This window comes from Roseateles sp. (assembly GCF_049240545.1).
In the GTDB taxonomy this organism is placed as follows: domain Bacteria; phylum Pseudomonadota; class Gammaproteobacteria; order Burkholderiales; family Burkholderiaceae_C; genus Paucibacter_A.
In genome coordinates, this window is record NZ_JBMLSK010000159.1 from 15,759 (window position 1) to 34,272 (window position 18,514).

Sequence of the window (18,514 nt, forward strand, 5' to 3'; positions counted from 1 at the left end):
CGCTGGTCTTGTCGCCGCGCCCTCAGTAGGGGTTGTTCGGCGCGATGTAGTGCATGTACAGATTGCCGTTTGCATCGCGGCTGCTCAGCCGGGCGCTGAGCCAGACGGGCAGGGCGCCCGCTGGCAGGGCTCCTGCCTGCAGCAAGGGCGCCGTTGACAAAACTTGGCCGCCCGTCGCTTGCAGGCGCGCCGCACTGAGCGGCTGCTGCAGCTGACCTTGCGCCCCGGTGTCGGGGTGGCCCCAATGCAGCTCCAACCGTGCTCCCACCAGTTGCTGTGAGGCACCCTTGGGAGCTTGCCAGGCCCAGCGGTAGTCCAGCGCCTGCAGGCGCCGCTCTGGATCCAGCACGCGGGCGTAGAGCGGCTGCTGCGTCGGCTCCGCCTGCAGATCGAAACGCGCGAACCACTGCGAGGCTTGGGCCAGCAGCTCGGCCGCCGGCGCGGGTGGGGCGGGCAGGCGCGCCGTTTGGGTTTGCAGCAGCCTGCCCTGGGCATCGAAGAAGCTGAAACGGTAGACCTCGCCGATCTGGGCTTTGGCCCAGTTCGCCTGGCAGACCGCATGCTCGGCCGTGCTGCTGACGCTGCCCAGGCAGCGGTCGGTGCGCAGGGCATGCCAGTCCTGCTCCGGGCTGTCGGCCAGGGCCAGATGTTCGAATCCTTGCCCTGTGGCCGCGGGCACCAGGCTCAGGCCTTGCTCGGGCAGGCCGGTGCCCTGCACCCGCACCTGGCTGACGCGCGGGTCGATGCGGCGGGCGTCCACTTCAAACGCCAGATGCTGGCTCACCTGGGCGCTGGGCGTGGCCAAGAGCCGCGTGCGCTGGCGCGCCATCTGCAGGCGCTCTTGCCAGCTACCGGCCTCAGAGCGGTAATGGGCCAGCAGGCCGAACTGCTCGCCCTGCGGGCTGCCGTAGTCCAGCTGGCCGCCACTGGGCACATCGCCCTGGCCGCCTTCGACGGCGCAGCGCGTGTCTGCCGTCCCGCTGGCGGCGCAGCGCATGCCCGGCAGGGCCAGCAGATCGGCGGCCTCGCGTGGCTTGGGCCCGAGGATGGACAGATGGCGCACGCGCACCAGGCCAGTCAGGCCATCGCCCTCCCACAGCCAGCGGTCACCGACCTTGCGCATCCACAGCGTTTCGCTGCGCGGCAAGGTGGGGGCCGGCAGGCTCAGCTGCACGCGCACCCGCAGCCGATCCGCGCTCTCCACTTGCACCAAGCGGGGCCGCTCGAAACGCACGCCCCGCAGGCTGCTGCCCGGCGCCTCGCCGGGTTCGGCTTGCAGCAAGACTTGCTCGATGAAGGCCGCTGCGTCCAGCCCGGTATGGCGGAACTCCGGCGCCAGCCAGGCCTGCAACTCGCGGGCATCGGGGGCTTGGCCGCGCTGAAAGAGCTGGCCGAAGCGCGCCAGCGACTGCTCCAAGCCCGGCAGTGCCGCCAGCCCCGCCTGCAGTGCCGCCGCTTGGGCTGCGCTGGGGGTGGGCAGCACCGCGTCAACGCTGGAGGCCACCGGGTCCACCTGCACGCCGGCCTGGGCTACGGCATCGCCTGCCACGCCGCTCAGGCGGTAGGCAGAGGCCACGCGTTGCAGCTCGATCAGCGAAGCCAGCGCCCCCAGGCCTTGGTGGGCTGGGCCTTGCTCGCCGTTGCGCAGATCGTGCGCTGCAGCGCTGGCGCCGGCGATCACCGACCAGGAGGACTGGACGAGATGGCGGACCCGGTCCTGGCTGCTGCGCAAGCTGGTGGCATTGATGCGCATGAAGTCGACGCGCCCTTGTTTCAGCAAGTCCTGCGGCGCACCGCCAAGCACAAAGGCCGTCATCAGCTCGGTCAGGGGCGAGACATGGACGGCGCGGTTGCCCACATCCACCGCCACGGCCAGCGAGTGCAGCTGCACCGGCTCACCGCTGCTCAGGCCATTGACTTGCACCAGCAAAGGGCCGCTGAGGCCGGCTGTGGCGATGGCATAACGCCCTTGCGCATCGGTGCGGCCGCGGGCGCTGTGGCCTGTCGCATCGAACAGCAGCACCTCGGCATCGGCCAGGGCCACGCCGTCATGCGCCTGCCCGACCAAATAGCCCTCGCGGCAGCCCGCGCAAGGCGCGCCCACCAAGTCGTCCGGCAGCAGCTTGAAAGAGGCCGGCTCGTCCACCGTGTTGCCGCCGCCGCAGGCGACCAGGCTCAGCGCTCCCGCCAACACACTGAGGCGTAGTCGTGGCGGGAGCTGCCAGCGCGGCAAGAAGCGGCGTTCTTGAGTCGGCGTCAACGACGGATGTGCTTGGAGGCGGGCCATGGTTCAGTACCTCAGTTCGGCGCCCAGCTCGATGCTTCGGCCAGGTTCGGGGGCGTAATTGCGCAGGAAGGAAGTGCTGTTGCGCACCTCTTGATTGCTCAGATTGCGGCCCAGCACATAGGTGCTGAGTTGCAGGCCGGCTTCCAGGCGACCGGTCCAGCGCAGCGTGGCATGCCACTGGGTCGAGGCCGCCGTGGCGGTCTCGTTCTCACCTGGATGGTTTTGCGCAAAGCTGTGCATGCGGCGCAGCTCGGCCTGCCAGGGGCCGTGCAAGAGCTCCAGGCGCACGCCCCAGCGTGGGGCTGGTTGACGCGGCACGTCTTGGCCCAGGCGGTCGAGGCGGCCGCGCAGCCGGTCGCCCAGCAGCGAGAGCTGCAGGCTGTCGCCGGCGGTGCCTTTCTCGCCCAGATCGAGCAGCTCTTGCTTGAGCTCGGCTTCAAAGCCATGAAAGCGCGCATGGTCCTGCTCGTAGCGCGTCACCGGCAGGCATTGATCCAGCTGCGCACACAGGGCGCGAAATTGTTTTTTCTCGGCCGCGTAGAACACACCCAGGCTGCGCTGGTAGATGTGGTCCTCGCTGTCGTAGCGGAAGGCATTGAGTTGCAGGCCCAGGCCACCCCATTGCTGACGCAGCGCCAGATTCCAGCCGCGCAGGGTTTCCAGCCGCAGCGCACTGTTGCCGAAGTCGTAGGTGCGGGTGGCGATGTGGGGCCCCAGGGCGTACAGCTCTTGTACATCGGGGGCGCGGCTGGCGCGCCAGTGCGTCAGGCTCACGCTGCCATCGCCGAGCTTGCGGGTCAGGGCCAGTGAGAGGTTGCCGAAGGTGAAGCGACGCTCGGGCAGCAGCACCTCGATGCCGAAGCTGGAGGCCTGGGCTTGGGGGCGGCTGCGGCGCCAATCGGCGCGCAGGCCCAGCTCCAGGGTCCAGTCCTCCAACTTCAAGCCTTGAATGGCGTAGAGCGCGGCGCTGGCGATGTGGGTCTGGGGCACAAAGGCCTCCAGGCCCAGCGCCGAGAAATGCCGGTTCTGCAAATGCAGCCCTAAGCTGCCCCAATGGGCGGGGGCCAGGCTGTGTTCGAGCTCCAGCCGGCCTTCCTGCACTTCGTTGCGAAACTCGGTTTCTGGCACACCCTGGTTCAGCTCTTCGTGACGGTAGCGGGTGTCGCCCAGGTGCAGCTTGAGTTCGCGAGCCCAGTCGCTCCTGAGTTTGATGCTGGACTTGAAGTCCAGGCGCTGCTGCTCCGCCTGGATGCGGATGGCGGGCTCAGCCGGCTCGCCCGGGGGCGCGCTGCCGCCGCCATGGTTGTGCGAATGCGCGCCCGGCGGTAGGCCATAGTTGATGCGCATGGTGGCCGCCGAGACACCGGCATAACCGCTATCAAATACGGCGCTCAGGCCCGCTGCGCCGCCCGAGCTGCGTGCGTTGCTGTTGGGGATATGGCCCCAGGTGTTGCGTCCGCTGACCAGGAAGAACTGCTGCTTGACTGCCTCTTCATCGATGGCCCAGCCGGGGATGCGGGCCTCATCCTTGCGCCGCCCATGGGCGTCCAGATGCCAGGCCCAAGCGCTGCGCGGCCTGGCGGCCCCCTTGCCTTCAGGCATCGCGGGCCCGCCCCAGCCACCTTGGGCGCGCAGCAAGCCCAGCGTGCCGCCGCCCCCTACGCGCGCTTCGCTTTGCAGCTTGAGGCCTGGGGGGCGCAGCTCTGGAATGCGCCCGTACTCGATCTCGACCGCGCCGCCGATGGCGTCACCGCCATGACGGATGGCCGAGGGCCCGCGGTGCACGGTGATGCTTTGCGCCAGGCCGGCTTCGACCATCACGCCATGGTCGGCGCTCAGCGTGGAGGCGTCGTGGGCGCCGCCGCCGCCCACCAGGGCCTTGACGCGCGAGCCGCCCTGGCCGCGAATGATGGGCAGGCCGACATTGGGGCCGAAGCTGGAATTGGCCACGCCCAGCTCATCTTGCAAGGTGGCACCCAAGGTGGCCGAGGCCTTGTTGCGCAGCTCGTCGCCGCTCAGCTGGGTGCTGGGCCCGGCCAGCTCGGAGTTGCGCTGTTGCCGCCCTTGCAACTTGACGGTGGGCAGGGCCTGAGCCGCTTCTTGCGCCTGCTCCTGGGTTTTTGCCGGCGCCGGGGGCGAGGTCTGGGCCCAGCTGGCGAGGGCCTGCAGCGCAAGCGTCAAGGGCAGCAAGCGGCGCGCCCGGCGTGGCGTGGCGAAGGAGTCTCTCATCGATTCAGAAGGCGGCAGGCCCGGGGTTGCACAACGAGCGGGCGCTTCTGCGGGAATGCGTGCTGTTGAGATATTTGGTTACGTGCAAACGACTTGCATTATTATATGCAAGTTGTTTGCATTCAAGTCTGCTGCATGTTCATTGTTCAATCACTGGCTCGCGCCGTGTTCGCCGGCCTGTTGGTGCTGCTTGGCGTTGGCCTGGGCGCGTCGGCCTGGGCGCAGCATTTCGATGTGGAGTTGCGCACCGACAAAGGCCCGGTGGCGGGCAGCCGCATCAGCACCGATTTCTATGGTGACCTGGGTCTGGCGGGTCAGTTGCCCATCGATGGTTTGAGTGGCTACCGCTTGTTCCCGGCTTATTTCGGCGACTTCCCTGGCGGCAAGTACGCGACGGCCAACCCCGGATTTCAGGCCTTCACCGGCTGGTTCGCGGTGGGGGAGCAGATCCACTTTCGCGCCCTGGGGCGCTTGCAGTACTGGTCGCCTACGACCGGCAAATGGGGGGCTGCGCCGGCGGGCGTCAAGATCACCTTGTTTGGCGGCATTCCGCCCGAAGTGGTGCTGGGCTACAGCACCAATCCCTCGCTCTGGGCGGACCAGTACGCCTACTATTCCGCCGGCACGCGCTTTGACTCACAAGGCATCAACGGCCCGCTGACCGCCCTGATCGACGAGACCAAAACAGGCGGCACCTTTCACTCTCACCTCGACTGGAAGATCTCGGCCAGCAGTGGCACACCGCCGGTCGGTGCCTACATGGTGACGCTGGAATTGTGGTCGCCCGTTTTGGCCGCGGGCCAGCCTAAGTACCTGGCCTCGCAGCCCTTTCACGTCATCTTTGAGTCGGGCATCAACACCCAGCAGATGCAGCAGGCCTTTGCGGCCCGCATCAATCCGCCTTGCGCAGCCGAGACGCTGAGCTGGGCGGTGGGTGAAGCCAGCTGCTCGGCCGCTGCGAACGAAGCGGCTGCGGGCGCCACGCTCACGCTGGACGACAACACGGCGCCGGCCACCGGCAGCGCGCGCTTCAGCTGCAGCAGCGGGCGTTGGGGCGCGCCCAGCCAGGCCAGCTGCAGCTTGCCGCCGCCACCGGTCTGCCCGGCGCAGACCTTGAGCTGGACGGTGGAGGGCCAAAGCTGCAGTGCCACCGCACCGGCTACCGAGTCTGGGCAGAGCCAGGTGCTGGCTGACAACGTCGCGCCGGCCCTGGGTGAGGCCAGCTTCAGCTGTGTTGCTGGGCAGTGGAGTGCGCCCAGCCGCAGCCGCTGTGCCGTGCCGCCTCCGCCGCCACCCCCGGCCTGCGGTGCTCAGCAGCTCGGCTGGAGTGTGGGTGGCGTCAGCTGCTCCGGTTCGGCCAGCGCAGCGAATTCTGGGCAGAGCGTGCAGATTGAGGACCGTCAGGCGCCGGCCACCGGTGCGGCCCGCTTTGAGTGCCGCAGCGGGCAATGGAGTGCCCCTGCGGCGGCCAGCTGCGCCATGCCGCCGCCGGCGGCCTGTTCGGCGCAGAGCATGAGCTGGTCGGTGGACGGGCAGGCCTGCAGTGCGGCAGCCGCTGCCGCTGCCTCCGGCACGGAGCAACAGCTGTTTGACCAGACTGGCCCTTCGGTGGGCGACGCCAGCTTCAGCTGCCAAGACGGGCGCTGGAGCGCACCGCAGCGTGCCCGTTGCGCGCCGCAGGTGCTGGCCGCTTGCGCCGCGCAGGCGGTCACTTGGAGTGAGGCTGGCGCCAGTTGCTCGGGCAGTTTGGTCGCGGCTGCTTCGGGCGCTTCGCAGACCGCGGTGGACAGTGCCGCGCCGACCATGGGCCAGGCGAGCTACAGCTGCAGCGACGGACGCTGGAACGCTGCGGCCACCGCGCCACGTTGCAGCGCAGCGCTGCCACTGGCCTGCCCCAGCCTCGCGCTGAGCTGGGATGTGGGCGGCCTGGTCTGCAGCGCCACCGTGCCCGAGACGGCCACCGGCGGCAGCACTGTGGCGGTGGATCAGCAAGAGCCGCTGACCGGCTCCGCGCGCTTCGCTTGCAAGCAAGGGCAATGGAGTGGCGCCAGCGAAGCCAGCTGCCAGGTGCCTCCGCCCAAGCCTTGTGGGGCGCAGGCCCTGAGCTGGGTGCAGGCCGGGGAGCGCTGCGAGGCGGTGGCGCCCGCCAGCCCCGCGGGCAGCTTGCTGCAGCTGCAAGACAGCTTGGTGCCCAACACCGGCTCGGCCAGCTTCCGTTGCACCGAGGGGCGTTGGAGCGAGGCAGCGGAAGCGCTGTGCCAGCCGCCGCCCGGCAAAGCCTTGCTGCCGGCGCGCGCACCGACCTCGCCCTGGACGCCCTCGGTGCAGCTGCCCTGGGAGCGGCCACGCCGCTGAGCCTTCGCGTTTGTTTTTTGTGTGGTGACTGAAGAGGGAGAACTCGAATGATGAAAAAAAGTGCAGGGCGATGGCTGGCGGTCGGCCTGCTTGCCGGGAGTGCGGTGGTCTCGGCCTGGGCCGCCGACCACGCGGGTGATGTGGCGGTTTCAGCGCGCGAAGGGCAGCTGAAGCTGGGCGGGCAGCGGGTGGAGATCCAGGCTTCCACCGGTTTCAATATCTATCGTGCAGATCTGAGCGACCTCTTTCATGGCCCTTGGGCCACCAGCAATCCGGGCTTTCAGACCCAGGGCAGCGAGCGCCTCAAGCCGGGCGTGGAGATCGGATTCGAAGGCCTGGGCGCCCTCAGCTTCTGGGACGGCGTGCGTTGGAGCGGGGCAGCAGCCGGCACCGAGCTGCGGGTGTCTGACTATCTCGAAGCCGACAGCATCTGGACGGGCGCCGGCGTCACGCACGGGGCCAGCCAAATGCTGGGTGAGGTCAGCGCTTCGGGCAAGCTGCATGAGCATTTGGTGTTCTCGGTCACCGAAGGCGCGGCCCTCGGCGCTTACCAAATCACGCTGCGCTTGAGCTCGCCGGACTATGGAAGCTCCGATCCTTTCCACATGGTGTTGAACCGTGGGCTCAGTACGCCTGAGTTTCAGCGTGCGCGCGTGGCCTTGATGCAGGCCTCGGTGGTGCCCGAGCCGGCCTCTGCTGGGCTGTTCTTGATTGGCATCTTGGCGCTTGGGCTGTTGCGTGCAAGGCGCAAATCTCGTCCTCCCGCGTGAGTCAGCCACTGCCCTTGATTTAGGGGGGGTGTCCTTTTACATATGCAAGTTAGTTGCATAATGCGCGTGAGCTCAGTGCGGCGGACTCGTGTTGTTTTTGTCTTGTGGTGTTTATTCTTTGGAGAGTTTTTATGTTGAAGAAAATGTCTCTTGGCTTGTCCTTGGCGGCGGCGCTCTTGCTTCCGACCTGGGCCTTGGCCAGTGGCGATCACGCCGGCGACATCGCGGTGTCGGCCCAGAATGGCAAGCTGATGGTGGGCGGCGCTCACTTTGAAACCCATGGTGTGACCGGGTTCAATATCTACGAAGCCGACTTCGGTGATCTGGCCAGCGGCCCTTGGGCGACCAAAGATCCGGGCTTCCAGACTCAGGGCAGTGATCTGCTCAAGCCCGGCGCCTTGATCAGCTTCGAAGGTGTGGGCAAGCTGAGCTTCTGGAATGGTTCGGCCTGGAATGTGGCACAAGCCGGAGTGGGTGTCAGCGTGGCGGATGTCTATCAAGACGCCTTGACCACCTGGAATGCGTCCGGCGTCACCCCGGGCGAGACAGCTTATGTGTCCGAAGTCTCGCTCAGCGGCACCATCCATGATCACTTGAAGATGTCCGTCACACCCAATGCGGCCGTGGGCGCCTACATGATAGAGATGAAGCTGACTTCGGCCGATTACACCTCGTCTGACTCCTTCTACATTGTCTTCAACCGTGGCTTGGCTGACGCTGCGTTCGAGAGTTCGGTGGAGGCGTTGGTGACCGCTCCGGTACCGGAGCTAGGCACTTACGCGCTGATGTTTGCGGGCTTGTTGGGGGTTGGTTTGATGGTGCGCCGTCGCCAGCAGTAATGCTTCAGCTCGGTTCAGTTGAATCAAGAAAGGCAGAGCTCCCTCTGCCTTTTTTATTGCGCGTAAGTAATTGCTTAGCAGTGCATTAATTATCGCTTCACATGCAAGTCAGTTGCATTTAATATGGGGGCCTGTTTAGGCTTTGTGTGAGTAAATGATGATGAAAATGACTTGCGTTGCTGTCGCTGCAGCGACCTTTCTGTTGAGCGTTTCCGTGCAGGCCAGCGAAGGCTCGCGCTGGTCCGAGGGCATTGGCTTCTATGTAGGCATAGACTCTCAAAGCGTCATTGCAAGCGGCACCTTCGCCGGCCTGGCCAACCCAAATGCCAATCGATTGACCTTGCTGCTTGACCACGGCAACCACTATCACGGCATCGGCGCCTACAGCTATTCCGGAACTGCACAAGCGCCCGTCGTGCAAAGCACCAATGCCAATAATCGCTTGCCCGAGTTGTACAGTCGCACCGATCAAGCCAGCAGCGCCTTGGCTCTGAAACAAGGCGACGGCGCCATGGTCGGCAAATGGGTCAGCAGCGTCTTGCCCGAGGGCGCGCCTGCTGCGGACTACAGCTATTTGGGCATGGCTTCGGTCCAATCTCTTGACGGCCTGAGCAGCGAGGCCGATGTCTTGTTCCACAGCAGCCGAGACCGTTGGAGCGCCGACTTCAATGGCGTTAAGGTCGGCCTGAAGTTGGAGTCAGCCAGCGCAGGTCTCAAGGTCGCAAACGGTAACGCCATGGACATCTTTGGTGGAGGCAGTGTCTATGAGCTCGGCAGCAGCAAGTCATTCACCTTCTTGCCTACCTTTTACGTTGATCAGGGTGCCGCTGCGGGGGTTTACAGCGCTCAGTTCTCGCTGGTGAATCTCGGCACTAACAACAATGTCCGACAGGGCGGCAGCTACTACATCGACTTCGCTGTACCTACCGCGCCGGTCCCCGAGCCCCAAACCTGGGCGCTCTTGGGTGCAGGACTCTTGGCTATCGGTATGCTGCAACGCAGGCGCAAGAGCGCCTAAAGCTCAATCGCCTTGAGTGACGACCTTGACCCGATGGCCCGGTTTAGGTTCTTTATCCAAGGCGCCATTGAGTAGCCTCAACTGCGCTTCGGCACGCTGGCCCAAGGGAGAGGTCTTGGCGAGTTGTGCGAAACCGCCAGCGGGCAGCGCGGTCGTGCGCACGATCCAGGGTTTGGCGGCTGCGCGGTCCGCCGCCGTCAGGGGTCGGAATGTGGCTTGCGCCTCCTGCATGCGCCGCGAAGCGCGGGCCATGGCATTGGCGTCGCGCGCTCGGAACAGCATCAGGTAGTTGTTCTTATTGGGCCCGCTGATCAGGCTGAACTCCAAGCCCTGCCGCTGGCCTTGCGCGTTACGCACCACCGCATTCACGTGGCTGGCCGGCAGGCCATTGAGGTTGAGCCGGTCCACTTGCATTTGCTCGGCCTGGGGCAGAAGCTGCCTCAACATCTGGTCTTGGCTGCCACTCAGCTTGGGCGGTGCCGGGCGCAAGATCAGACCCGCGTCTTGCTCCGGGTTGACCAAGAGCAGGGCTTCCGCGCTGTTTTGAATCTTCCAGCCTGTGGGGGCCGTGATGGCGAAGCCCAGCTCCGGATGGTAGAAGTTCTGCCCCCGACTCAGGCCTTGGTCGGCACTCTCTCCAAAGGTGATGCCCTCGATGGCCGCCAGGTAGCGGGCGCGGCCTTCGTCTTGGTAGGTTTCGCCGTCGCTGGCGTAGTTGCGGGCGGTCTGGCTGATCTGGGCCAAGCGCTGATCGTTGCTGGGGTGTGAGGCCAGCCAGTTGCTGCCCGAAGGCGCCGTGCGCCCCTCTAACCGAGCTTGCTCCGCAGCGAAGCGTTCCTGGTTCTTCAGCACCCGGATCACATCGACCATGTTTTTGGGGTCGTAATGCGTGCGAGCCAAATACTCGGCGCCCAGCTTATCGGCTTGCAGCTCTTGTTCTCGGCCATAGGATGCGATGTAGCCGGCCGCCACGCTCTGCGAAGCTTGGCCCAACATCTGGCCAGCGCCGCCCAGGCCTTGGGATTCCAGCACCGCCCCCAAGACATTGGCCGCCAAGACACCGAAGCCGGCGGTCTGCTGTCGGGTAGCGCGCTGCGCCCCGTGGCGGGCGGTGACATGGCCGATTTCATGCCCGATCACGCCGGCCAAATCGGCCTCGGTCTCCAGGTAGGCCATGATGCCGCGCGTGATGTAGACATAGCCGCCGGGCAGGGCGAAGGCATTCACCTCGGGGCTGTCCAAGACCGTGAAGTGCCATTGCAGATGGCTGCGGTGCGAGGCCGCAGCCAGCTTCTGGCCAATCTCGTTCACATAGGCTTGCAGCTTGGGGTTGGCCAGCGGCGTGTATTCCTTGAGCACTTGCTCATGGGCTTTGCGGCCTTCCGCGATCTCGCTGGCCTCGTCCATCACCGATCGCTCGGCTTGGCCGGTGACCGGATTGACCATGGTGGTACCGCAGGCGCTCAGCAGGCCCGCGGCCAAGCCAAGTGCCAGCAGGCGCGGACGGAAGAACTTCAAAGCAGCCATCGGCGTAAGCAAATTGCAGGGTCAGGTCTTGCTGCGTGCGGCCCAAAGTTGCAGCACGTTGTCGAGCACGGCCCGGCTGAGCGCATCGCGCTCAATCGGGTCGTTCAGGCGGGCGCGATCGGCCTCGCTGAGTTGCGAGTCGTCACCACCCAACAGGGCGATGGGCGCCAGCAGCGGGCCGGTGACCGCGTCGTCAAACAGCGGCGCCCAGGCATCTGGGGCCAAGTCAACCGCGGTCAGGAAGCCGATGGCCCATTCCTCGGCGTCGGTCAAATCGTCTTGGCCTTCTTCGTCGCTTTCGGCCACGCTGAAGATCGGTTCCCACAGCTCAGGTTTGGCGGCCCATTGCCAGGCAATCGAACGCAGATGACGCAGCACCAGCAGCATCACGCGCTTGCGCTGCTTGCCGCTGACGAAGGGGTAGTTCTCGGATTTGCCTGCGGCTTCAAGGTCTTCACCATCGCCGCCCCACACTGTGGGCAGCCAAGTGGCGCCGGGCAGATCGGCCAGGGTTTGCGGGCTCAGCAGCAGACCGGCCAGATAGCCGTCCAGGGCTTCGATATTCATGCTGGCTTCGGTGGGTAACCGAACCAGCATATCGTCCAGTGTCGACAACTCCTCATCGGAGAGGGGCAGGTTGTCGGACTTGGGGTCGTATTGGGGATATTCCATGCTTGATTGTCGCAGCCCGTCGAATCAGAAGCGGCTGCGCGCTTTTTTGCTGTCGAATTCCAGCAATTGTTTTTTCAGCAAGGCCATCAGCACGCGGGCATTGGCTTCGGTCATGGTGATGATGGTGCTGGGCTCGATGCCTTCTACGGGTGCCTTCGGCGTGACCAAGGCGTCGACCTTGAGCATCATCTGACCGTGGGTATTGTTCGAGGCGACCTTGAACTTCTGGATTTCAATCGTGTGAGTCTTCATCTCGTCATCCTAACCTTGTGTGGTTTTGAACGCTGATTCTTGGACTTGACGCTCGCCGGGTCAACACGACAACTCCGGCGTCTGCTCCGAGCGACTCAGGGCCGACGCAAAGCCCGCCACAAGCGCTGACCGCCTGATACCGCAAGCAGGCAAAGGGCCCCCGCAGCGACACCCACGGCCCCGTCTACCAGCCAGGAGGCCAGAGGCGCAGCCGGACCGAGGAGTGGCGCGAGCCACTGCGGTAGATCGTGCAGCGCGTGCAGACCATGACTCAGGATGCCGCCGCCTACCAAGAACATGGCGATCGTACCGGCCACGGCCAAGGCGCGCATCATCCAAGGTGCCAGGGCCAAGAGCCCGCGTCCGAGGGCTTGCGCTGCGCTGCCGTCGCGTTGGCTCAGGTACAGACCTGCATCATCGAGCTTGACGATGGCGGCAACCAAGCCGTAGACGCCGACCGTCATCAGCACGGCGATGGTGCTCAGTACCAGCACTTGCTTGTCGAAGCTGGCCTCGGCCACCGTGCCCAAGGTGATGGCGATGATCTCGGCCGACAAGACGAAGTCGGTGCGGATCGCGCCCTGGATCTTCTCGTGTTCAAAGCTGCGCAGGTCTTGCTCTGGGTTCAACAGCGCTTTGTTCAAGCCTTGGCGCTCGGCCTTGTCTTCAGTCTCGCTGTGCAGATATTTGTGCGCCAGCTTTTCGAATCCCTCGAAACAAAGGTAGGCACCGCCGACCATCAGAAGCGGCACCACGGCCCAAGGCGCCCAGGCACTGATGGCCAAGGCGGCAGGCACCAAAATCGCCTTGTTGCGCATGGAGCCCTTGGCTACGGCCCAGACGACCGGAAGCTCCCGGTCGGCACGGACACCGCTGACTTGCTGGGCATTCAGCGCCAAGTCATCGCCGAGCACGCCGGTGGTCTTTTTGGCCGCCATTTTGCTGAGCAAAGCCACGTCATCGAGGACGGTCGTGATGTCGTCGAGTAATGCCAACAGACTTGCGCCCGCCATGGTGTGAGTCTTCCGGATGAGTTGAAGCAGTCGTGCTTTGTACCTTACTTGGCAAGACATACCGGGTGTGATTGCTGCTCAGCGGGTGCTTGAGCGCTAGACCCATTGCTTGCAGTGCATGAGGTCCTGGCTGCTGTGGATGTGGCCAGGCAAGATCTGACCCCATATTTCGGGGCCATTGCCCCGCGCGCCTTCGAAGCCTGGGGTCAGACCTTGCCTTTTGCCCCTGTCTCGCCTAAGTTCAGGCATGGCACGTCCTTCACGCATTGAGTTCCCTGGCGCGGTGTATCACATCAGCTCCCGTTGTGAGCCGGGTCACAGTGCGTTTGCCGATGATGTGGATCGTCGGGCTTTGATCGATCTGATGGCCCAGGCCATGCAGCGTTTTGACGCGCAGGTTTTGGCCTACTGTCTGCTGCACGACCACTACCATCTGGTGCTCTACACCCGGGGCGCCAATCTTTCGCGCTTGATGCGGCACCTCAACGGTGTCTATACCCAGCATTACAACCGGCGCCACGGCGGCAGCGGTGAGTTGTTTCACGGCCGTTTCAAGGCGCTGTTGGTGGATCGTGAGACCTGCCTCCTCGATGCTTGCCGCTATGTCGAGCTCAATCCCTTGAGACTGGGGTGGGTGAAGACGCCCGATCAATGGCCCTGGTCGAGCTATCGCGCCCACGCGGGTTTGGACTCGGTCCCGGATTGGTTGGAAGCAGAGGGGTTGTGGCGTTTTGTGGCTGGCCGCGTGTTGAATTCGCCGGCCGAGCGTCGCCGTGCAGCGCAGCGCTATGCGAGTTGGCTCGCTGCCGAGCCCGACTTCCAGCTTTGGCCTGGGCGTGTTCAACGCCAGATCTTTCTGGGTGATCAAGACTTTGCGCGTCGCATGTTGGCTCAGCATCAGGGTGTAGGTCAGGGTCGGTCGCGCCGGGCCGATTCCGGCAAGGGGCGGCGGCAGGACTGGTCTTATTGGCTCAAACGCAGCAACTCGCGCGAGCAAGCCATCTATCTCGCGCACACCGAAGGCGCGCAAACGATGAGCGCCTTGGCCCTGCAACTTGGCCTGTCGGTGTCACGTGTCAGCCGACTGGTGGCTTTGTACGAGCGCAGTTTGAGCCCGGTCGTTCAAGCCTGAGCGACTTCAGCCCTTCGAGGGCGTGCGCTCCATAGCTGGCGCCGGCATCAAGGTTGAGGGTTGGGGTGATTTGCTGCCTGGGCTTTCAGCCATTGATGCAGTTGCTGCAAGGCTCGGTTGGAGTGGCTGGCCCGGCGGGTGCAAAGCATATAGCCGCGCTTGATGGCGATGGGGTGGTCAAAAGGAATGGCGATGCGGCCGCTGCCGAGCTCTTCGTCGATCAGGCATCGCTGCACGATGGCCACGCCCAGGCCGGCCATCACCGCCTGCACCAGCATGGACACCTGCTCGAAGTCAGCGCTGGGCGTTAGCGACATCGGGCTCACGCCCACGGCGTCGAGCCAGACCCGCCAATTGTTCGGATAGTTGGTGTGATAGAGCAAGGGGCGGCTGAGCAGGTCGGCCGGCTCGCGCAAGGGATGGCGGCCGCGCAGTTCCTTGGGGTGGCAGATGGCCACGATCTCGCGCCCGACGATGTATTCGGCGGCGATGCCGTTCGGCCAATCGCCCTCGCCCGGGCGCAGCCAGGCGTCGATCTCAGGGTTGCTGAAGTCATCGTCGTGCTGATAGGGCGCCAGCGACAAGGTGATCTGTGGGTGTAGCGCTTGCCAGTCGGCCAGACGCGGAATCAGCCACTTGATGGCCAGGGTGGGCGCGACCGAGAGGCGCAGGCGGGTGGTGGCGGCGGGAACGCGCTGGGCGATGGCGGCCGACTCCAGCGTCTGCAGCGCTGGCCCCACCAAGTCCAGATAAGCACGGCCGCTGGTGGTGAGCTCTATGCCTCTTGCCTGTCGGATGAAAAACGTCTGCCCCAGATGATCTTCCAGCCGGGCGATGGCGCGACTGATCGCGCCTTGTGTCACACACAAATCCTCGGCGGCTTTGGAGAAGCTGCCATGCCGGGCGGCCGCGGCAAAGGCGTGCAACTCGTGCAGGGAAGGGGAGCGGATACGCATCCGGGCATTTTGCTATGAGTTAGCGGCATGTCTGTGTGAAAACTATTCGCCTCATGCGTCGCGTGCTGCCTCCAGAATGCTCACTCTCTGCCACCTTCTCTTCACCTGCCATGCCTGTCTCCTTCCCGTTCAAGAACTGCTTGTTGGTTCTCGGTGCCTCGTTTCTCTTGTCGCCTTTGTCGGTGGGCGCGGCCGAGTACCCGGACAAGCCCATCAAGCTGATCGTGCCCTTTGCCCCTGGCGGCTCGACCGATATGGTGGCGCGCTTGCTTGCCGAAAAGATGGGGCCGATCTTGGGCAAGACCCTGGTGGTGGAAAACCGGGGCGGCGGTGGCGGTGCTTTGGGTGCCGATGCCGTGGCCAAGGCGCCCCCCGATGGCTATACCATCGGTATGGCCACGGTCAGCACCCACGGCGCCAACCCGGCCATCAATCCGCGCCTGAGCTATGACGCGGTCAAGGACTTCAGCCCCATCACCAACATCATGCAGGTGCCCAGCGTCTTTGTGGTGCACCCCAGCGTGCCCGCCAAGAGCATGAAGGAGTTCATAGCCATGGCCAAGGCGGCGCCGGGCAAATACATCTTCGCCTCACCCGGCAATGGCTCGCTGGGCCATGTGAATATCGAACTATTCATGGATTTGGCCGGCATTGAGATGCTGCACATCCCCTACAAGGGAGCGGCCCAGGCCTCCAATGACGCCTTGGCTGGCGTGGTGAATGCGATGACCGACAACCTGCCCTCGACCTTGCCGCATGTGAAGGCCGGCAAGCTGCGCGCGCTGGCGCTGCTGGCGCCGCAGCGCAGCCCGTTGCTGCCCGAGGTGCCGACCTACAAAGAGCTCGGTTTTGCGGAGATGAGCGAGGGCGGCTGGTTTGGCCTGGTGGCACCCGCCGGCACTCCTCCGGCCATCATCAAGAAGTTGAATGAGGCCGCGCACAAGGCCATGCAAAACGAGGAATTCAAGACGCGTGCCGCCGCGATTGGCGGCATCAGCATGGCCAACACGCCTGAGCAGTTTGGCCAGCAGATCAAGCTGGCCTTGGACAAGTACCGCCGCATCGTGGCCAAGGCCAAAATCAGCCTGGACTGAGCCGCATGCAAGCCGATTTTCAATTCAAGCCCAGCAATACGGTACGGGTGCATCCGCCTTTGGCGGCGGCCGGGCCAGCTTTGCCCTTGGTGTGTGATTCGCCGCACAGCGGCGTGTGCTATCCGGCGGACTTTGGCAGCTGCCAGCCGCTGGCGGCGCTGCGCCAGGGCGAGGACACCCATGTGGCCGAGCTTTGGTCTGCCGTGCCTGCACTGGGCGGCACCTTGATCGAGGCCTTGTTTCCGCGCACCTATGTGGACGTGAATCGCGAACTGAGCGATTTGGATCCGGAGTTGCTGGATGGGCCTTGGCCCCATCCGCTATCACCCGGAGAGAAATCGCGCCTCGGTTTTGGTTTGATCTGGCGCCGCTTGTCGGCCGAACAGCCGATGTACCAGCGGCGCTTGAGCGTGGCCGAGGTGGACGCCCGCATCCGCAACTGTTGGCAGCCCTACCATCAGGCCTTGTCAGCGGCGGTGGACTCGGCCCATCAAGCCCATGGCGCCGTTTGGCACCTGAATCTGCACTCGATGCCGGGCAATGCTTTCGAGCGACTCGGGCGCAGCAGCGAGCAGCCCTTGGCGGACTTTGTGCTTGGGGACCGGGATGGCACGACGTGCGAGCCGGCTTTGCTGGACCTCATCGAGGCCAGCTTGCGAGCGCATGGCTATAGCGTGGCCCGCAACAATCCCTTCAAGGGTGTGGCGCTGATTGCCCAAATCGGCCAACCGGCGCAGCGGCGGCACAGCCTGCAGATCGAAATCCGCCGGCCGATTTACATGGATGAAGCCAGCCGTGAGCCGAATGCGGGCTTCGCGCCCTTGCAGCAATGCTTGCAGGCTACCTTGCAAGCTCTCGCAGGCCATATCCGAGCGCAGATCGCGGCTTGAAGTAACTATCCCCGCCAGCTGTGGATAAGTTCGTGGGCAAGCTGTCCGCCGCTGCGGCAAGTCATTGATTTGTCATGAAAAACACTGGCTTGCTGTAAATTGAGGCAGCTTGTAAACCAGGCCTCAAGACTTTTCCGCAAGTGCTTTCAGGCGGGCCAGGCCGGCTTCAAAATCGCCGCCCACCAACTTGTCGCTGAACAGCGCGATCCAGCGGAACAAGGGGTTGCTGCCCATATCGCCATCCATGGTCCAGGTGACGTTGCAGGCGGTGGGGGAAGTGGATTCAAAGCGGAACTCACCGCTGGAGGTGGTGCCAAAGTCGGGGAAGTAAAGCTCATAGCCCATGCGCTTGGGCGGCTCGGCGGCGGTGAAGGTCATCTTGCCGTCGCCCTCGCTCTTGCTCTTCCAGGCCCAGACGGCACCGGGGCCCGATTCGGGGCCGCTGTATTCGATGACCATCATTGGGTCGCGCTGGTTCCAAACACTCCATTGCTTCCACTGGCGTGGACTGGCGACCAGGGCATAGACCTTGTCGGGGCTGGCTGCGATCTGCACCGTGCGCGAGACATGGAACTTGGACGACAGCGCCATGCCGCCGAAATAGAGGCCGCCCACCAGTAGCAGGAACAGCAGGATCAGGGTTTTGACGAGTTTCATAGCAGGCAGTCCAGAACCAGGTGCCTTGCAGCATGCCCATCAGCGAGCTGGTTTGCAAAGGGGCAAACCAGACCTTGTGCCCTGCGGTTGGTTCAGCCGCGCTCAGTGTTTGAGCGTGTGCTCGGGTGCGGCGATTTCGGCCTCGACCCAGGCTTCCTGACTGGCTTCGCGGGCGGCCGCCAGTTGTTGGCAGAGCTCGAACACGCCTAAATTATCGGCACCCACCTGCTCGGGCATGGGGGCACTGCGGATGTCGGCAGGCAAGTCAGCCAGAGCGCCGAGCAACTCAAAGAGCAGTTCCAGCGTGGGCTCGCCGCCAGCTTCCATCTGGCGCGCCAGGCCCAGACTGCGGCAAAGATACCAGCAAGCACTCGCCGCGTCGTCACATTGGGCGTGGTACTGCGCTTGGGTTTCCAGGGCAGCACTGCGCGCCGCCTGCTCTTGGCGGGCGGTTTCTTCGTCCAGGCTGAGCCAGGGACTGTCGATCAAGATGCTGTCATCCAACTGGCCTTGCGGGGTGGATGTTGGGAGCCGAGCGGTACTGCGCGCCATGATTGTTTGCCTTCAATGCATTGGTCCCAAGCTTAGGCGCCTCTGTTCGCCAGCGCCTCCCGCAGACCGGGGGAGGCCGGCGCCCAATTGGCGCGCTCACGTGCAATTATCACGCCCCGCAGAGCGCTTGTCAGCGCTTCTTGGCCGGACGGGTCCAGCCTGGGATGGCCACCTGTTTGCCGCGCGCCACAGTCAGCTCGCCCGCAGCTACCGGTTTGGTGACGGTCGAGCCGCCGCCGATGGTGGCGCCAGCGCCGATGGTGATGGGCGC

General features: G+C 64.6%; 16 protein-coding genes and 1 pseudogene. 7 read left to right on the forward strand and 10 right to left on the reverse strand.

What is annotated here, in order from left to right:
* Positions 1-22: 22 nt before the first annotated feature.
* Positions 23-2,287 carry a hypothetical protein gene (locus ACOVRJ_RS10375; RefSeq protein ID WP_422043774.1) on the reverse strand — a complete coding sequence of 755 codons (2,265 nt, stop codon included), beginning with the start codon at positions 2,285-2,287 and terminating at the stop codon, positions 23-25.
* Positions 2,288-2,290: 3 nt separating this feature from the next.
* Positions 2,291-4,516: a TonB-dependent receptor gene (locus ACOVRJ_RS10380; RefSeq protein WP_422043775.1), complete on the reverse strand. Its 2,226-nt coding sequence runs from the start codon at positions 4,514-4,516 to the stop codon at positions 2,291-2,293.
* A gap of 135 nt (positions 4,517-4,651) precedes the next feature.
* Between ACOVRJ_RS10380 and ACOVRJ_RS10385 the strand changes: the two genes are divergently transcribed.
* The 4 genes from ACOVRJ_RS10385 to ACOVRJ_RS10400 all read left to right on the forward strand — a co-directional run bounded on the left by ACOVRJ_RS10385 (position 4,652) and on the right by ACOVRJ_RS10400 (position 9,498).
* A complete protein-coding gene (locus ACOVRJ_RS10385) occupies positions 4,652-6,871 on the forward strand; it encodes a hypothetical protein (RefSeq protein WP_422043776.1) in 2,220 nt (739 codons plus the stop codon).
* A 47-nt stretch (positions 6,872-6,918) separates the two neighbouring features.
* Positions 6,919-7,641, forward strand: a complete 723-nt coding sequence (locus ACOVRJ_RS10390) for a PEP-CTERM sorting domain-containing protein (RefSeq protein WP_422043777.1) — start codon at positions 6,919-6,921, stop codon at positions 7,639-7,641.
* A gap of 131 nt (positions 7,642-7,772) precedes the next feature.
* Entirely contained in the window at positions 7,773-8,480 is a 708-nt protein-coding gene (locus ACOVRJ_RS10395; protein ID WP_422043778.1) for a hypothetical protein, read from the forward strand.
* 166 nt (positions 8,481-8,646) lie between these two features.
* A complete protein-coding gene (locus tag ACOVRJ_RS10400) occupies positions 8,647-9,498 on the forward strand; it encodes an all3515 family Zur-repressed PEP-CTERM protein (protein ID WP_422043779.1) in 852 nt (283 codons plus the stop codon).
* Positions 9,499-9,501: 3 nt separating this feature from the next.
* On the opposite strand, the gene ACOVRJ_RS10405 is transcribed toward ACOVRJ_RS10400, so the two are convergent.
* From ACOVRJ_RS10405 to ACOVRJ_RS10420, 4 genes are all read right to left on the reverse strand, one after another.
* Entirely contained in the window at positions 9,502-11,025 is a 1,524-nt protein-coding gene (locus tag ACOVRJ_RS10405) for a M48 family metalloprotease (protein ID WP_422043780.1), read from the reverse strand.
* A gap of 21 nt (positions 11,026-11,046) precedes the next feature.
* On the reverse strand, positions 11,047-11,697 hold the full coding sequence (locus tag ACOVRJ_RS10410) for a UPF0149 family protein (protein WP_422043781.1): 651 nt from the start codon (positions 11,695-11,697) through the stop codon (positions 11,047-11,049).
* A 24-nt stretch (positions 11,698-11,721) separates the two neighbouring features.
* Positions 11,722-11,949 (reverse strand): hypothetical protein, encoded by a 228-nt coding sequence (locus ACOVRJ_RS10415; protein ID WP_422043782.1) that lies wholly within the window; start codon positions 11,947-11,949, stop codon positions 11,722-11,724.
* A 95-nt stretch (positions 11,950-12,044) separates the two neighbouring features.
* Positions 12,045-12,962 (reverse strand): DUF808 domain-containing protein, encoded by a 918-nt coding sequence (locus ACOVRJ_RS10420; RefSeq protein ID WP_422043783.1) that lies wholly within the window; start codon positions 12,960-12,962, stop codon positions 12,045-12,047.
* A 247-nt stretch (positions 12,963-13,209) separates the two neighbouring features.
* Between ACOVRJ_RS10420 and ACOVRJ_RS10425 the strand changes: the two genes are divergently transcribed.
* Positions 13,210-14,094 (forward strand): transposase, encoded by an 885-nt coding sequence (locus ACOVRJ_RS10425; RefSeq protein WP_422043784.1) that lies wholly within the window; start codon positions 13,210-13,212, stop codon positions 14,092-14,094.
* Between the two features lie 47 nt (positions 14,095-14,141).
* Here ACOVRJ_RS10425 and ACOVRJ_RS10430 read toward each other — a convergent pair whose 3' ends face one another.
* Positions 14,142-15,050: a LysR substrate-binding domain-containing protein gene (locus tag ACOVRJ_RS10430; RefSeq protein WP_422043785.1), complete on the reverse strand. Its 909-nt coding sequence runs from the start codon at positions 15,048-15,050 to the stop codon at positions 14,142-14,144.
* 110 nt (positions 15,051-15,160) lie between these two features.
* On the opposite strand from ACOVRJ_RS10430, the gene ACOVRJ_RS10435 reads away from it, so the two are divergent.
* A complete protein-coding gene (locus ACOVRJ_RS10435) occupies positions 15,161-16,144 on the forward strand; it encodes a tripartite tricarboxylate transporter substrate binding protein BugE (protein ID WP_422043786.1) in 984 nt (327 codons plus the stop codon).
* A 5-nt stretch (positions 16,145-16,149) separates the two neighbouring features.
* Positions 16,150-17,034, forward strand: a complete 885-nt coding sequence (locus tag ACOVRJ_RS10440; protein WP_422043787.1) for an N-formylglutamate amidohydrolase — start codon at positions 16,150-16,152, stop codon at positions 17,032-17,034.
* A gap of 123 nt (positions 17,035-17,157) precedes the next feature.
* Here the strand turns inward: ACOVRJ_RS10440 and ACOVRJ_RS10445 are convergent, their stop codons facing one another.
* The 3 genes and pseudogenes from ACOVRJ_RS10445 to ACOVRJ_RS10455 form a co-directional block, all read right to left on the reverse strand.
* Positions 17,158-17,691, reverse strand: a complete 534-nt coding sequence (locus tag ACOVRJ_RS10445) for an SRPBCC family protein (RefSeq protein WP_422043788.1) — start codon at positions 17,689-17,691, stop codon at positions 17,158-17,160.
* Between the two features lie 102 nt (positions 17,692-17,793).
* Positions 17,794-18,243: a hypothetical protein gene (locus ACOVRJ_RS10450; protein ID WP_422043789.1), complete on the reverse strand. Its 450-nt coding sequence runs from the start codon at positions 18,241-18,243 to the stop codon at positions 17,794-17,796.
* 130 nt (positions 18,244-18,373) lie between these two features.
* Positions 18,374-18,514, reverse strand: a pseudogene (locus ACOVRJ_RS10455) (bifunctional N-acetylglucosamine-1-phosphate uridyltransferase/glucosamine-1-phosphate acetyltransferase); the annotation flags it as partial.